Annotated in this window: 13 protein-coding genes; all 13 read left to right on the top strand. The window is 52.1% G+C overall.

Features of this window, described 5'->3' with window-relative positions; genetic code table 11:
* The first annotated feature begins 98 nt into the window (after positions 1 to 98).
* The 13 genes from frr to dnaE all read left to right on the top strand — a co-directional run bounded on the left by frr (position 99) and on the right by dnaE (position 15,835).
* Complete coding sequence (gene frr, locus BGE37_RS12425) at positions 99 to 656, top strand: ribosome recycling factor (RefSeq protein ID WP_000622418.1); 558 nt, start codon at positions 99 to 101, stop codon at positions 654 to 656.
* Between the two features lie 91 nt (positions 657 to 747).
* Positions 748 to 1,944 (top strand): 1-deoxy-D-xylulose-5-phosphate reductoisomerase, encoded by a 1,197-nt coding sequence (gene ispC / locus BGE37_RS12420; protein ID WP_032183242.1) that lies wholly within the window; start codon positions 748 to 750, stop codon positions 1,942 to 1,944.
* A 188-nt stretch (positions 1,945 to 2,132) separates the two neighbouring features.
* Entirely contained in the window at positions 2,133 to 2,891 is a 759-nt protein-coding gene (ispU, locus tag BGE37_RS12415; protein WP_001517776.1) for a (2E,6E)-farnesyl-diphosphate-specific ditrans,polycis-undecaprenyl-diphosphate synthase, read from the top strand.
* A 12-nt stretch (positions 2,892 to 2,903) separates the two neighbouring features.
* Positions 2,904 to 3,761: a phosphatidate cytidylyltransferase gene (gene cdsA, locus BGE37_RS12410; RefSeq protein ID WP_000922437.1), complete on the top strand. Its 858-nt coding sequence runs from the start codon at positions 2,904 to 2,906 to the stop codon at positions 3,759 to 3,761.
* An 11-nt stretch (positions 3,762 to 3,772) separates the two neighbouring features.
* Positions 3,773 to 5,125 (top strand): sigma E protease regulator RseP, encoded by a 1,353-nt coding sequence (gene rseP, locus BGE37_RS12405; RefSeq protein ID WP_001295561.1) that lies wholly within the window; start codon positions 3,773 to 3,775, stop codon positions 5,123 to 5,125.
* 29 nt (positions 5,126 to 5,154) lie between these two features.
* Entirely contained in the window at positions 5,155 to 7,587 is a 2,433-nt protein-coding gene (gene bamA, locus BGE37_RS12400) for an outer membrane protein assembly factor BamA (protein WP_001240896.1), read from the top strand.
* A gap of 121 nt (positions 7,588 to 7,708) precedes the next feature.
* Positions 7,709 to 8,194: a molecular chaperone Skp gene (gene skp, locus BGE37_RS12395; RefSeq protein WP_000758956.1), complete on the top strand. Its 486-nt coding sequence runs from the start codon at positions 7,709 to 7,711 to the stop codon at positions 8,192 to 8,194.
* A gap of 3 nt (positions 8,195 to 8,197) precedes the next feature.
* The gene (gene lpxD / locus BGE37_RS12390; protein ID WP_001139282.1) at positions 8,198 to 9,223 is read left to right on the top strand and encodes a UDP-3-O-(3-hydroxymyristoyl)glucosamine N-acyltransferase; all 1,026 of its coding nucleotides are present in this window, start codon (positions 8,198 to 8,200) and stop codon (positions 9,221 to 9,223) included.
* Positions 9,224 to 9,327: 104 nt separating this feature from the next.
* Positions 9,328 to 9,783, top strand: a complete 456-nt coding sequence (fabZ, locus tag BGE37_RS12385) for a 3-hydroxyacyl-ACP dehydratase FabZ (RefSeq protein ID WP_000210739.1) — start codon at positions 9,328 to 9,330, stop codon at positions 9,781 to 9,783.
* A 3-nt stretch (positions 9,784 to 9,786) separates the two neighbouring features.
* A complete protein-coding gene (lpxA, locus tag BGE37_RS12380) occupies positions 9,787 to 10,575 on the top strand; it encodes an acyl-ACP--UDP-N-acetylglucosamine O-acyltransferase (protein WP_000565958.1) in 789 nt (262 codons plus the stop codon).
* Complete coding sequence (lpxB, locus tag BGE37_RS12375) at positions 10,575 to 11,723, top strand: lipid-A-disaccharide synthase (protein ID WP_032183243.1); 1,149 nt, start codon at positions 10,575 to 10,577, stop codon at positions 11,721 to 11,723. Before lpxA ends, lpxB begins: the two co-directional genes overlap by 1 nt.
* On the top strand, positions 11,720 to 12,316 hold the full coding sequence (rnhB, locus tag BGE37_RS12370) for a ribonuclease HII (RefSeq protein ID WP_000569424.1): 597 nt from the start codon (positions 11,720 to 11,722) through the stop codon (positions 12,314 to 12,316). The genes lpxB and rnhB overlap by 4 nt, the downstream gene beginning before the upstream one ends.
* Before the next feature lie 36 nt (positions 12,317 to 12,352).
* Entirely contained in the window at positions 12,353 to 15,835 is a 3,483-nt protein-coding gene (dnaE, locus tag BGE37_RS12365; protein WP_001294736.1) for a DNA polymerase III subunit alpha, read from the top strand.
* Positions 15,836 to 15,837 lie beyond the last annotated feature (2 nt).

The following is a 15,837-nucleotide window of genomic DNA, read 5'->3' as shown; positions in this document are numbered from 1 at the left end:
GATTACCCGTAATATGTTTAATCAGGGCTATACTTAGCACACTTCCACTGTGTGTGACTGTCTGGTCTGACTGAGACAAGTTTTCAAGGATTCGTAACGTGATTAGCGATATCAGAAAAGATGCTGAAGTACGCATGGATAAATGCGTAGAAGCGTTCAAAACCCAAATCAGCAAAATACGCACGGGTCGTGCTTCTCCCAGCCTGCTGGATGGCATTGTCGTGGAATATTACGGCACGCCGACGCCGCTGCGTCAGCTGGCAAGCGTAACGGTAGAAGATTCCCGTACTCTGAAAATCAACGTGTTTGATCGTTCAATGTCTCCGGCCGTTGAAAAAGCGATTATGGCGTCCGATCTTGGCCTGAACCCGAACTCTGCGGGTAGCGACATCCGTGTTCCGCTGCCGCCGCTGACGGAAGAACGTCGTAAAGATCTGACCAAAATCGTTCGTGGTGAAGCAGAACAAGCGCGTGTTGCAGTACGTAACGTGCGTCGTGACGCGAACGACAAAGTGAAAGCACTGTTGAAAGATAAAGAGATCAGCGAAGACGACGATCGCCGTTCTCAGGACGATGTACAGAAACTGACTGATGCTGCAATCAAGAAAATTGAAGCGGCGCTGGCAGACAAAGAAGCAGAACTGATGCAGTTCTGATTTCTTGAACGACAAAAACGCCGCTCAGTAGATCCTTGCGGATCGGCTGGCGGCGTTTTGCTTTTTATTCTGTCTCAACTCTGGATGTTTCATGAAGCAACTCACCATTCTGGGCTCGACCGGCTCGATTGGTTGCAGCACGCTGGACGTGGTGCGCCATAATCCCGAACACTTCCGCGTAGTTGCGCTGGTGGCAGGCAAAAATGTCACTCGCATGGTAGAGCAGTGCCTGGAATTCTCTCCCCGCTATGCCGTAATGGACGATGAAGCGAGTGCGAAACTTCTTAAAACGATGCTACAGCAACAGGGTAGCCGCACCGAAGTCTTAAGTGGGCAACAAGCCGCTTGCGATATGGCAGCGCTTGAGGATGTTGATCAGGTGATGGCAGCCATTGTTGGCGCAGCTGGCCTGTTACCTACGCTTGCTGCGATCCGCGCGGGTAAAACCATTTTGCTGGCCAATAAAGAATCACTGGTCACTTGCGGACGTCTGTTTATGGACGCCGTAAAGCAGAGCAAAGCGCAATTGTTACCAGTCGATAGCGAACATAACGCCATTTTTCAGAGTTTACCGCAACCTATCCAGCATAATCTGGGATACGCTGACCTTGAGCAAAATGGCGTGGTGTCCATTTTGCTTACCGGGTCTGGTGGCCCTTTCCGTGAGACGCCATTGCGCGATTTGGCAACAATGACGCCGGATCAAGCCTGCCGTCATCCGAACTGGTCGATGGGGCGTAAAATTTCTGTCGATTCGGCTACCATGATGAACAAAGGTCTGGAATACATTGAAGCGCGTTGGTTGTTTAACGCCAGTGCCAGCCAGATGGAAGTGCTGATTCATCCGCAGTCAGTGATTCACTCAATGGTGCGTTATCAGGACGGCAGTGTTCTGGCGCAGTTGGGTGAACCGGATATGCGTACGCCAATTGCCCACACCATGGCCTGGCCGAATCGCGTGAACTCTGGTGTGAAGCCGCTCGATTTTTGCAAACTCAGTGCGTTGACATTTGCCGCACCGGATTATGATCGCTATCCATGCCTTAAACTGGCAATGGACGCGTTCGAACAAGGCCAGGCTGCGACGACTGCATTGAATGCCGCAAACGAAATCACCGTTGCAGCCTTTCTTGCGCAACAAATCCGCTTTACGGATATCGCCGCGTTGAATTTATCCGTACTGGAAAAAATGGATATGCGCGAACCACAATGCGTGGACGATGTGTTATCTGTTGATACGAACGCGCGTGAAGTCGCCAGAAAAGAGGTGACGCGTCTCGCAAGCTGAGGATAATCCGGCTACAGAGAGTCGTGCTATTTGTTAGCGTAGGGCTTCAGTGATATAGTCTGCGCCATCTGACCATAAGTAGTTGGCTTTATAAGGTCAGGTATGCCGTGGTTTTACACGGCTTTTTTTTGTATAGGCTTCAGTATTCCTGAGTACCGTAAACCCTGTCAGGGAATAAGAAACGCGTGATGTTGTCTGCTACTCAACCACTTAGCGAAAAATTGCCAGTACATGGCTGTCGTCATGTTGCGATCATTATGGACGGCAATGGTCGCTGGGCAAAAAAGCAAGGGAAGATTCGTGCCTTTGGGCATAAAGCCGGGGCAAAATCCGTCCGCCGGGCTGTCTCTTTTGCGGCCAACAACGGTATTGAGGCGTTAACGCTGTATGCCTTTAGTAGTGAAAACTGGAACCGACCAGCGCAGGAAGTCAGTGCGTTAATGGAACTGTTTGTGTGGGCGCTTGATAGCGAAGTAAAGAGTCTGCACCGACATAACGTGCGTCTGCGTATTATTGGCGATACCAGTCGCTTTAACTCGCGTTTGCAAGAACGTATTCGTAAATCGGAAGCGCTAACAGCCGGAAATACCGGTCTAACGCTGAATATTGCGGCGAACTACGGTGGACGTTGGGATATAGTCCAGGGAGTCAGGCAACTGGCTGAAAAGGTGCAGCAAGGAAACCTGCAACCAGATCAGATAGATGAAGAGATGCTAAACCAGCATGTCTGTATGCATGAACTGGCCCCTGTAGATTTAGTAATTAGGACTGGGGGGGAGCATCGCATTAGTAACTTTTTGCTTTGGCAAATTGCCTATGCCGAACTTTACTTTACAGATGTTCTCTGGCCCGATTTCGATGAACAAGACTTTGAAGGGGCGTTAAATGCCTTTGCTAATCGAGAGCGTCGTTTCGGCGGCACCGAGCCCGGTGATGAAACAGCCTGATGGGGGTCGCTTTTGCTGAAGTATCGCCTGATATCTGCTTTTGTGTTAATACCCGTCGTCATCGCGGCGTTGTTTCTGTTGCCGCCGGTGGGGTTCGCCATTGTAACGCTGGTGGTCTGCATGCTGGCAGCGTGGGAATGGGGACAGCTTAGCGGTTTTACCACTCGCTCGCAGCGAGTATGGTTGGCGGTGTTATGTGGGTTATTGTTGGCGCTGATGCTTTTTCTGTTGCCGGAATATCACCGAAATATTCATCAACCGCTGGTTGAAATCTCACTTTGGGCTTCGCTGGGTTGGTGGATTGTCGCGCTATTGCTGGTGCTGTTTTACCCAGGTTCCGCAGCAATCTGGCGTAACTCTAAAACATTGCGCATTATTTTTGGCGTGCTAACCATTGTTCCCTTCTTCTGGGGCATGCTGGCGTTACGGGCCTGGCACTACGACGAGAATCATTACAGTGGCGCAATATGGCTGCTCTATGTCATGATCCTGGTATGGGGCGCTGACTCTGGCGCATATATGTTTGGCAAATTGTTTGGTAAACATAAGCTGGCACCGAAGGTTTCTCCGGGTAAAACCTGGCAAGGCTTTATCGGTGGACTCGCAACTGCAGCGGTAATCTCATGGGGTTATGGCATGTGGGCGAATCTCGACGTCGCTCCCGTCACCTTACTCATTTGCTCTATTGTCGCAGCGTTAGCCTCAGTGCTCGGCGATCTGACCGAGAGTATGTTTAAGCGTGAAGCAGGAATTAAGGACAGCGGTCATTTAATTCCAGGACACGGTGGTATTTTAGATCGTATTGATAGTCTGACGGCTGCGGTACCGGTCTTTGCTTGCTTGTTGTTACTGGTATTCAGGACGCTTTAACGGAAGGTAATATGCTGAGTTTTCTCTGGGATTTGGCTTCGTTCATCGTTGCACTGGGTGTACTTATCACCGTGCATGAATTTGGTCATTTCTGGGTTGCCCGGCGTTGTGGTGTTCGCGTTGAGCGTTTCTCAATAGGTTTTGGCAAGGCGCTCTGGCGCCGAACTGATAAGCTAGGCACCGAATATGTCATCGCCCTGATCCCGTTGGGCGGTTATGTCAAAATGCTGGATGAGCGCGCAGAACCGGTTGTTCCGGAACTCCGCCACCATGCCTTCAATAATAAATCTGTCGGCCAACGTGCGGCGATTATTGCCGCAGGTCCGGTTGCAAACTTCATTTTTGCTATCTTTGCCTACTGGCTGGTTTTTATTATTGGTGTACCTGGCGTACGTCCGGTGGTTGGCGAAATAGCAGCCAATTCGATAGCTGCGGAAGCACAAATTGCACCAGGTACGGAACTAAAAGCCGTAGATGGTATCGAAACGCCTGATTGGGATGCCGTGCGTTTGCAGTTGGTCGATAAAATTGGCGATGAAAGCACCACCATTACGGTGGCGCCATTTGGCAGCGACCAACGACGGGATGTAAAGCTCGATTTACGTCATTGGGCGTTTGAGCCTGATAAAGAAGATCCGGTATCTTCGCTGGGGATTCGTCCTCGTGGCCCGCAAATTGAACCTGTACTGGAAAATGTGCAGCCAAACTCGGCCGCAAGCAAGGCAGGTTTGCAAGCAGGCGACAGGATCGTTAAAGTCGATGGTCAGCCCTTAACGCAGTGGGTGACCTTTGTGATGCTTGTCCGGGATAACCCGGGTAAATCCTTAGCGTTAGAAATCGAAAGACAGGGGAGTCCCTTGTCTTTGACATTAATCCCGGAGAGTAAACCGGGTAATGGTAAGGCGATTGGTTTTGTCGGTATTGAGCCGAAAGTCATTCCTTTGCCAGATGAGTATAAAGTTGTACGCCAGTATGGGCCGTTCAACGCCATCGTCGAAGCCACGGACAAAACGTGGCAGCTGATGAAGCTGACGGTCAGTATGCTGGGAAAATTGATCACCGGTGATGTGAAACTGAACAACCTCAGTGGGCCGATCTCTATCGCCAAGGGGGCTGGGATGACAGCGGAACTCGGGGTTGTTTATTACCTGCCGTTTCTTGCGCTTATTAGCGTGAACTTAGGGATAATTAACCTGTTTCCGTTGCCCGTACTTGACGGGGGGCATCTGCTGTTCCTTGCGATCGAAAAGATCAAGGGCGGACCGGTATCCGAGCGGGTTCAAGACTTTTGTTATCGCATTGGCTCGATTCTGCTGGTGCTGTTAATGGGGCTTGCACTTTTCAATGATTTCTCTCGGTTATGAGAGTTAGTTAGGAAGAACGCATAATAACGATGGCGATGAAAAAGTTGCTCATAGCGTCGCTGCTGTTTAGCAGCGCCACCGTATACGGTGCTGAAGGGTTCGTAGTGAAAGATATTCATTTCGAAGGCCTTCAGCGTGTCGCCGTTGGTGCGGCCCTCCTCAGTATGCCGGTGCGCACAGGCGACACGGTTAATGATGAAGATATCAGTAATACCATTCGCGCTCTGTTTGCTACCGGCAACTTTGAGGATGTTCGCGTCCTTCGTGATGGTGATACCCTTCTGGTTCAGGTAAAAGAACGTCCGACCATTGCCAGCATTACTTTCTCCGGTAACAAATCGGTGAAAGATGACATGCTGAAGCAAAACCTCGAGGCTTCTGGCGTGCGTGTGGGCGAATCCCTCGATCGCACCACCATTGCCGATATCGAGAAAGGTCTGGAAGACTTCTACTACAGCGTCGGTAAATATAGCGCCAGCGTTAAAGCTGTCGTGACCCCGCTGCCGCGCAACCGTGTTGACCTCAAACTGGTGTTCCAGGAAGGTGTATCAGCTGAAATCCAGCAAATTAACATTGTTGGTAACCATGCTTTCACCACCGACGAACTGATCTCTCATTTCCAACTGCGTGACGAAGTGCCGTGGTGGAACGTGGTAGGCGATCGTAAATACCAGAAACAGAAACTGGCAGGCGACCTTGAAACCCTGCGCAGCTACTATCTGGATCGCGGTTATGCTCGTTTCAACATTGACTCTACCCAGGTCAGTCTGACGCCAGATAAAAAAGGTATTTACGTCACGGTGAACATCACCGAAGGCGATCAATACAAGCTTTCTGGCGTTGAAGTGAGCGGTAACCTTGCCGGGCACTCCGCTGAAATTGAGCAGTTGACTAAGATCGAGCCGGGTGAGCTGTATAACGGCACCAAAGTGACCAAAATGGAAGATGACATTAAAAAGCTTCTCGGTCGCTACGGTTATGCCTATCCGCGCGTACAGTCGATGCCTGAAATTAACGATGCTGACAAAACCGTTAAATTACGCGTGAACGTTGATGCGGGTAACCGTTTCTACGTGCGTAAGATCCGTTTTGAAGGTAACGATACCTCGAAAGATGCCGTCCTGCGTCGCGAAATGCGTCAGATGGAAGGTGCATGGCTGGGGAGCGATCTGGTCGATCAGGGTAAGGAGCGTCTGAATCGTCTGGGCTTCTTTGAAACTGTCGATACCGATACCCAACGTGTTCCGGGTAGCCCGGACCAGGTTGATGTAGTCTACAAGGTGAAAGAACGTAACACCGGTAGCTTCAACTTCGGGATTGGTTACGGTACTGAAAGTGGCGTGAGCTTCCAGGCTGGTGTGCAACAGGATAACTGGTTAGGTACGGGTTATGCTGTTGGTATCAACGGGACCAAAAACGATTACCAGACCTATGCTGAACTGTCGGTAACCAACCCGTACTTCACCGTAGATGGCGTAAGCCTCGGTGGTCGTCTCTTCTATAATGACTTCCAGGCAGATGACGCCGACCTGTCCGACTATACCAACAAGAGTTATGGTACAGACGTGACGTTGGGCTTCCCGATCAACGAATATAACTCGCTGCGTGCAGGTCTGGGTTATGTACATAACTCCCTGTCCAACATGCAGCCTCAGGTTGCGATGTGGCGTTATCTGTACTCTATGGGTGAACATCCGAGTACCTCTGATCAGGATAACAGCTTCAAAACGGACGACTTCACGTTCAACTATGGTTGGACCTATAACAAGCTTGATCGTGGTTACTTCCCGACAGATGGTTCACGTGTCAACCTGACCGGTAAAGTGACCATTCCGGGATCGGATAACGAATACTACAAAGTGACGTTAGACACGGCGACTTATGTGCCGATCGATGACGATCACAAATGGGTTGTTCTGGGTCGTACCCGCTGGGGTTATGGTGATGGTTTAGGCGGCAAAGAGATGCCGTTCTACGAGAACTTCTATGCCGGTGGTTCCAGCACCGTGCGTGGCTTCCAGTCCAATACCATTGGTCCGAAAGCAGTTTACTTCCCGCATCAGGCCAGTAATTATGATCCGGACTATGATTACGAATGTGCGACTCAGGACGGCGCGAAAGACCTGTGTAAATCGGATGATGCTGTAGGCGGTAACGCTATGGCGGTTGCCAGCCTCGAGTTCATCACCCCGACGCCGTTCATTAGCGACAAGTATGCTAACTCGGTTCGTACTTCCTTCTTCTGGGATATGGGTACCGTTTGGGATACAAACTGGGATTCCAGCCAATATTCTGGATATCCGGACTATAGTGATCCAAGCAATATCCGTATGTCTGCGGGTATCGCATTACAATGGATGTCCCCATTGGGGCCGTTGGTGTTCTCCTACGCCCAGCCGTTCAAAAAGTACGATGGAGACAAGGCAGAACAGTTCCAGTTTAACATCGGTAAAACCTGGTAAGTGTTCTCCACAAAGGAATGTAGTGGTAGTGTAGCGATGACTTTAGGCGATCAATATAAGATCGCCGGGCCACGCAAAGAACTGCACCCTCCGGTGCAAATGGGATGGTAAGGAGTTTATTGTGAAAAAGTGGTTATTAGCTGCAGGTCTCGGTTTAGCACTGGCAACTTCTGCTCAGGCGGCTGACAAAATTGCAATCGTCAATATGGGCAGCCTGTTCCAGCAGGTAGCGCAGAAAACCGGTGTTTCTAACACGCTGGAAAATGAGTTCAAAGGCCGTGCCAGCGAACTGCAGCGTATGGAAACCGATCTGCAGGCTAAAATGAAAAAGCTGCAGTCCATGAAAGCGGGCAGCGATCGTACCAAACTGGAAAAAGACGTGATGGCTCAGCGCCAGACTTTTGCTCAGAAAGCGCAGGCTTTTGAGCAGGATCGCGCTCGTCGTTCCAACGAAGAACGCGGCAAACTGGTTACTCGTATCCAGACTGCTGTGAAATCCGTTGCCAACAGCCAGGATATCGATCTGGTTGTTGATGCAAACGCCGTTGCTTACAACAGCAGCGATGTAAAAGACATCACTGCTGACGTACTGAAACAGGTTAAATAAGTAATGCCTTCAATTCGACTGGCTGATTTAGCGCAGCAGTTGGATGCAGAACTACACGGTGATGGCGATATCGTCATCACCGGCGTTGCGTCCATGCAATCTGCACAAACAGGTCACATCACGTTCATGGTTAACCCAAAATACCGTGAGCATTTAGGCTTGTGCCAGGCGTCCGCGGTTGTCATGACCCAGGACGATCTTCCTTTCGCGAAAAGTGCCGCGCTGGTAGTGAAGAACCCCTACCTGACTTACGCGCGCATGGCGCAAATTTTAGATACCACGCCGCAGCCCGCGCAGAACATTGCACCCAGTGCGGTGATCGACGCGACGGCGAAGCTGGGTAACAACGTATCGATTGGCGCTAACGCGGTGATTGAGTCCGGCGTTGAACTGGGCGATAACGTGATTATCGGTGCCGGTTGCTTCGTAGGTAAAAACAGCAAAATAGGTGCAGGTTCGCGTCTCTGGGCGAACGTAACCATTTACCATGAGATCCAGATCGGTCAGAATTGCCTGATCCAGTCCGGAACAGTGGTAGGCGCAGACGGCTTTGGTTATGCCAACGATCGGGGTAACTGGGTGAAGATCCCGCAGATTGGTCGCGTAATTATTGGCGATCGCGTGGAGATCGGCGCATGTACTACCATCGATCGCGGCGCGCTGGATGACACTGTTATTGGCAATGGTGTGATCATTGATAACCAGTGCCAGATTGCACATAACGTCGTGATTGGCGACAATACGGCGGTTGCCGGTGGCGTCATTATGGCGGGAAGCCTGAAAATTGGTCGTTACTGCATGATCGGCGGAGCCAGCGTAATCAACGGGCATATGGAAATATGCGACAAAGTGACGGTTACGGGCATGGGTATGGTGATGCGTCCCATCACTGAACCAGGCGTCTATTCCTCAGGCATTCCGCTGCAACCCAACAAAGTCTGGCGCAAAACCGCTGCACTGGTGATGAACATTGATGACATGAGCAAGCGTTTGAAATCGCTTGAGCGCAAGGTTAATCAACAAGACTAACGTTCCATCTTTTGTTCGCCAAACTTTACGGCCTGTCTCATTCTTACGATTGCGGCAGGCCGTGTTATTATTGTCGTTTCTTATATTTTGACAGGAAGAGTATCTTGACTACTAACACTCATACTCTGCAGATTGAAGAGATTTTAGAACTTCTGCCGCACCGTTTCCCGTTCTTACTGGTGGATCGCGTGCTGGATTTTGAAGAAGGTCGTTTTCTGCGCGCAGTAAAAAATGTCTCTGTCAATGAGCCATTCTTCCAGGGCCATTTTCCTGGAAAACCGATTTTCCCGGGTGTGCTTATTCTGGAAGCAATGGCACAGGCAACAGGTATTCTGGCGTTTAAGAGCGTAGGAAAACTGGAACCGGGCGAGCTGTACTACTTCGCCGGTATTGACGAAGCGCGCTTCAAGCGCCCGGTCGTGCCAGGCGATCAAATGATCATGGAAGTCACTTTCGAAAAAACGCGCCGCGGCCTGACCCGTTTTAAAGGGGTTGCTCTGGTCGACGGTAAAGTAGTTTGCGAAGCAACGATGATGTGTGCTCGTAGCCGGGAGGCCTGATACGTGATTGATAAATCCGCCTTTGTGCATCCAACCGCCATTGTGGAAGAGGGCGCATCGATTGCCGCCAATGCTCACATTGGTCCTTTTTGTATCGTTGGACCCCATGTCGAAATTGGTGAGGGTACCGTACTGAAATCTCACGTTGTCGTGAATGGTCATACTAAAATTGGCCGCGACAATGAGATTTATCAGTTCGCCTCCATCGGCGAAGTCAACCAGGATCTTAAATATGCTGGCGAACCGACCCGTGTGGAAATCGGCGATCGTAACCGCATTCGCGAAAGCGTCACCATTCATCGTGGCACAGTCCAGGGCGGTGGATTGACGAAGGTGGGCAGCGACAACTTACTGATGATCAACGCGCACATTGCGCACGATTGTACGGTAGGTAACCGCTGCATCCTCGCCAACAACGCAACGCTGGCGGGTCATGTATCGGTAGACGACTTCGCGATCATCGGCGGCATGACCGCAGTCCATCAGTTCTGCATCATTGGTGCGCACGTGATGGTTGGCGGCTGTTCCGGTGTGGCGCAGGACGTCCCTCCTTATGTCATTGCGCAGGGTAACCACGCAACGCCGTTCGGTGTCAACATCGAAGGGCTGAAGCGCCGCGGATTCAGCCGTGAGGCGATTACCGCTATCCGCAATGCGTATAAGCTGATTTATCGCAGCGGTAAAACGCTCGATGAAGTGAAACCGGAAATTGCCGAACTGGCGGAAACATATCCGGAAGTAAAAGCCTTTACCGATTTCTTTGCACGCTCAACGCGCGGTCTGATTCGTTAATGACTGAACAGCGTCCATTAACGATTGCCCTGGTCGCCGGAGAAACCTCCGGCGATATCCTGGGGGCCGGTTTAATCCGTGCTCTGAAAGAACGTGTGCCCAACGCTCGCTTTGTTGGCGTTGCCGGGCCACGAATGCAGGCCGAAGGCTGCGAAGCCTGGTACGAAATGGAAGAGTTGGCGGTGATGGGCATTGTTGAAGTGCTCGGTCGTCTGCGTCGCTTACTGCATATTCGTGCCGATCTGACAAAGCGTTTTGGCGAACTGAAGCCAGATGTTTTTGTCGGCATTGATGCACCTGACTTCAATATTACCCTCGAAGGTAATCTTAAAAAGCAGGGTATCAAAACCATTCATTACGTCAGTCCGTCCGTCTGGGCGTGGCGACAGAAACGCGTTTTCAAAATAGGCAGAGCCACCGATCTGGTGCTCGCATTTCTGCCTTTCGAAAAAGCGTTTTATGACAAATACAACGTGCCGTGCCGTTTTATCGGTCACACCATGGCTGATGCCATGCCGTTAGATCCAGATAAAAACGCCGCGCGTGATGTGCTGGGGATCCCTCACGATGCTCACTGTCTTGCGTTGCTGCCGGGAAGCCGTGGTGCGGAAGTGGAGATGCTGAGTGCCGATTTCCTGAAAACGGCCCAGCTTTTGCGTCAGACATATCCCGATCTCGAGATCGTGGTGCCGCTGGTGAATGCCAAACGCCGCGAGCAGTTTGAGCGTATCAAAGCTGAAGTCGCACCGGACCTTGCTGTTCATCTGCTGGATGGAATGGGCCGTGAGGCGATGGTCGCCAGTGATGCGGCGCTACTGGCGTCGGGTACGGCAGCCCTGGAGTGCATGCTGGCGAAATGCCCGATGGTGGTGGGATATCGCATGAAGCCTTTTACCTTCTGGCTGGCGAAGAGGCTGGTGAAAACCGAGTATGTCTCGCTACCAAATTTGCTGGCGGGCAGAGAGTTAGTCAAAGAGTTATTGCAGGAAGAGTGTGAGCCGCAAAAACTGGCTGCGGCGCTGTTACCGCTGTTGGCGAATGGGAAAACCAGTCACGCGATGCACGATACCTTCCGTGAACTGCATCAGCAGATCCGCTGCAATGCCGATGAGCAGGCGGCACAAGCCGTTCTGGAGTTAGCACAATGATCGAATTTGTTTATCCGCACACGCAGCTGGTTGCGGGTGTGGATGAAGTCGGACGCGGGCCGTTGGTTGGCGCGGTGGTTACCGCTGCTGTAATCCTTGACCCGGCGCGCCCGATTGCCGGGCTGAATGATTCCAAAAAGCTGAGCGAAAAACGCCGTCTGGCGCTCTGTGAAGAGATCAAAGAGAAAGCGTTAAGCTGGAGTCTGGGCCGCGCGGAACCCCACGAAATCGACGAACTGAACATTCTTCATGCGACCATGCTGGCGATGCAGCGCGCCGTCGCGGGGCTGCATATTGCGCCAGAATATGTGTTGATTGATGGTAACCGCTGCCCAAAATTACCGATGCCTTCGATGGCAGTGGTGAAAGGCGATAGCCGCGTACCGGAAATCAGTGCTGCGTCTATCCTGGCGAAAGTGACGCGCGACGCTGAAATGGCGGCGCTGGATATTGTTTTCCCGCAATATGGTTTTGCCCAGCACAAAGGGTATCCAACCGCTTTTCATCTGGAAAAACTGGCTGAATATGGCGCGACTGAACATCATCGTCGCAGCTTTGGGCCTGTCAAACGCGCACTGGGACTTGCGTCCTGATTCTTGTGTCGAGATTAAGTAAACCGGAATCTGAAGATGTCTGAACCACGTTTCGTACACCTGCGGGTGCACAGCGACTACTCGATGATCGATGGCCTGGCCAAAACCGCGCCGCTGGTAAAAAAGGCGGCGGCGTTGGGTATGCCAGCACTGGCGATCACCGATTTCACCAACCTTTGCGGTCTGGTGAAGTTCTACGGAGCGGGACATGGCGCAGGGATTAAGCCCATCGTCGGGGCAGATTTTAATGTCCAGTGCGACCTGCTGGGTGATGAGTTAACCCACCTGACGGTGCTGGCGGCGAACAATATCGGCTATCAGAATCTGACGTTGCTGATCTCAAAAGCGTATCAGCGCGGGTACGGTGCCGCCGGGCCGATCATCGATCGCGACTGGCTTATCGAATTAAACGAAGGGCTGATCCTCCTTTCCGGCGGGCGCATGGGCGACGTCGGGCGCAGTCTTTTGCGTGGTAACAGCGCGCTGGTAGATGAGTGCGTTGCGTTTTATGAAGAGCACTTCCCGGATCGCTATTTTCTCGAGCTGATCCGAACCGGCAGGCCGGACGAAGAAAGTTATCTGCACGCGGCAGTGGAACTGGCGGAAGCGCGCGGTTTGCCCGTCGTGGCGACCAATGACGTGCGCTTTATCGACAGCAGTGACTTTGACGCGCACGAAATCCGCGTCGCGATCCATGACGGCTTTACTCTCGACGATCCCAAACGCCCGCGTAATTATTCGCCGCAGCAATATATGCGCAGCGAAGAGGAGATGTGCGAGCTGTTTGCCGACATCCCCGAAGCCCTTGCCAACACTGTTGAGATCGCCAAACGCTGTAACGTGACAGTGCGTCTCGGTGAATACTTCCTGCCGCAGTTCCCGACCGGGGACATGAGCACCGAAGATTATCTGGTCAAGCGTGCAAAAGAAGGCCTGGAAGAGCGTCTGGCGTTTTTATTCCCTGACGAGGAAGAACGTCTTAAGCGTCGCCCGGAGTATGACGAGCGTCTGGATACTGAACTTCAGGTTATCAACCAGATGGGTTTCCCGGGTTACTTCCTCATCGTTATGGAATTTATCCAGTGGTCGAAGGATAACGGCGTACCGGTAGGGCCTGGCCGTGGTTCTGGTGCAGGGTCACTGGTGGCTTACGCGTTAAAAATCACCGACCTCGATCCGTTGGAATTTGACCTGCTGTTCGAACGTTTCCTTAACCCGGAACGTGTCTCCATGCCTGACTTCGACGTTGACTTCTGTATGGAAAAACGCGACCAGGTTATCGAACACGTGGCAGATATGTACGGCCGTGATGCGGTATCGCAGATCATCACCTTCGGTACAATGGCGGCAAAAGCGGTGATCCGCGACGTAGGCCGCGTGCTGGGGCATCCGTACGGCTTTGTCGATCGTATCTCGAAACTGATCCCGCCCGATCCGGGGATGACGCTGGCGAAAGCGTTTGAAGCCGAGCCGCAACTGCCGGAAATCTACGAAGCGGACGAAGAAGTTAAGGCGCTGATCGACATGGCGCGCAAACTGGAAGGGGTCACCCGTAACGCTGGTAAGCACGCCGGTGGGGTGGTTATCGCGCCGACCAAAATTACCGATTTTGCGCCGCTTTATTGCGATGAAGAGGGCAAACATCCGGTTACCCAGTTTGATAAAAGCGACGTTGAATACGCCGGGCTGGTGAAGTTCGACTTCCTTGGTTTGCGTACGCTCACCATCATCAACTGGGCGCTGGAGATGATCAACAAGCGGCGGGCGAAGAATGGCGAGCCGCCGCTGGATATCGCCGCGATCCCGCTGGATGACAAGAAAAGTTTCGACATGCTGCAACGCTCGGAAACCACGGCGGTATTCCAGCTTGAATCGCGCGGCATGAAGGACCTGATCAAACGTCTGCAACCTGACTGCTTCGAAGATATGATCGCACTGGTGGCACTGTTCCGCCCCGGCCCGTTGCAATCAGGGATGGTGGATAACTTTATCGACCGTAAACATGGTCGCGAAGAGATCTCCTATCCGGATGTGCAGTGGCAGCATGAAAGCCTGAAACCGGTACTGGAGCCAACCTACGGCATCATCCTGTATCAGGAACAGGTCATGCAGATTGCCCAGGTGCTTTCTGGTTATACCCTCGGTGGCGCGGATATGCTGCGTCGTGCGATGGGTAAGAAGAAGCCGGAAGAGATGGCCAAGCAGCGTTCTGTATTTGCTGAAGGCGCAGAAAAGAACGGGATCAACGCCGAACTGGCGATGAAAATCTTCGACCTGGTGGAGAAATTCGCTGGTTACGGATTTAACAAATCGCACTCTGCGGCCTATGCTTTGGTTTCATATCAAACGTTATGGCTGAAAGCGCACTATCCAGCGGAGTTTATGGCGGCAGTAATGACCGCCGATATGGACAACACCGAGAAGGTGGTAGGCCTGGTGGATGAGTGCTGGCGGATGGGGCTGAAAATCCTACCACCAGATATAAACTCCGGTCTTTACCATTTCCACGTCAACGACGACGGCGAAATCGTGTATGGTATTGGCGCGATCAAAGGGGTAGGTGAAGGTCCGATTGAGGCGATCATTGAAGCCCGTAATAAAGGCGGCTATTTCCGTGAATTGTTTGATCTCTGCGCCCGTACAGACACCAAAAAGTTAAACCGGCGAGTGCTGGAAAAACTGATCATGTCCGGGGCGTTTGACCGTCTTGGGCCACACCGCGCGGCGCTGATGAACTCGCTGGGCGATGCGTTAAAGGCGGCTGATCAACACGCGAAAGCAGAAGCCATCGGTCAGGCCGATATGTTCGGCGTGCTGGCAGAAGAGCCGGAACAAATTGAACAATCCTACGCCAGTTGCCAACCGTGGCCGGAGCAGGTGGTGTTAGATGGGGAACGTGAAACGTTAGGTCTGTACCTGACGGGACACCCTATCAACCAGTATTTAAAAGAGATTGAGCGTTATGTCGGAGGCGTAAGGCTGAAAGACATGCACCCGACAGAACGTGGTAAAGTCACCACGGCTGCGGGGCTCGTTGTTGCTGCGCGGGTTATGGTCACCAAGCGCGGCAATCGTATCGGTATCTGCACGCTGGATGACCGTTCCGGGCGGCTGGAAGTGATGTTGTTTACTGACGCCCTGGATAAATACCAGCAATTGCTGGAAAAAGACCGCATACTTATCGTCAGCGGACAGGTCAGCTTTGATGACTTCAGCGGTGGGCTTAAAATGACCGCTCGCGAAGTGATGGATATTGACGAAGCCCGGGAAAAATATGCTCGCGGGCTTGCTATCTCGCTGACGGACAGGCAAATTGATGACCAGCTTTTAAACCGACTCCGTCAGTCTCTGGAACCCCACCGCTCTGGGACAATTCCAGTACATCTCTACTATCAGAGGGCGGATGCACGCGCGCGGTTGCGTTTTGGCGCGACGTGGCGTGTCTCTCCGAGCGATCGTTTATTAAACGATCTCCGTGGCCTCATTGGTTCGGAGCAGGTGGAACTGGAGTTTGACTAATA

This window comes from Escherichia sp. MOD1-EC6300 (assembly GCF_002965045.1).
GTDB classification, from domain to species: domain Bacteria; phylum Pseudomonadota; class Gammaproteobacteria; order Enterobacterales; family Enterobacteriaceae; genus Escherichia; species Escherichia coli_F.
The sequence above is the reverse complement of the archived record's forward strand: the minus strand, read 5'-3'. Positions and strand labels throughout refer to the sequence as shown.

Excerpts from the sequence above, each read along its gene's own strand:
- ispC (WP_032183242.1), top strand. The coding sequence starts at position 748 with ATGAAGCAACTCACCATTCTGGGCTCGACCGGCTCGATTGGTTGCAGC.
- ispU (WP_001517776.1), top strand. The coding sequence starts at position 2,133 with ATGTTGTCTGCTACTCAACCACTTAGCGAAAAATTGCCAGTACATGGC.
- rseP (WP_001295561.1), top strand. The coding sequence starts at position 3,773 with ATGCTGAGTTTTCTCTGGGATTTGGCTTCGTTCATCGTTGCACTGGGT.
- bamA (WP_001240896.1), top strand. The coding sequence starts at position 5,155 with ATGGCGATGAAAAAGTTGCTCATAGCGTCGCTGCTGTTTAGCAGCGCC.
- lpxD (WP_001139282.1), top strand. The coding sequence starts at position 8,198 with ATGCCTTCAATTCGACTGGCTGATTTAGCGCAGCAGTTGGATGCAGAA.
- lpxB (WP_032183243.1), top strand. The coding sequence starts at position 10,575 with ATGACTGAACAGCGTCCATTAACGATTGCCCTGGTCGCCGGAGAAACC.
- rnhB (WP_000569424.1), top strand. The coding sequence starts at position 11,720 with ATGATCGAATTTGTTTATCCGCACACGCAGCTGGTTGCGGGTGTGGAT.
- dnaE (WP_001294736.1), top strand. The coding sequence starts at position 12,353 with ATGTCTGAACCACGTTTCGTACACCTGCGGGTGCACAGCGACTACTCG.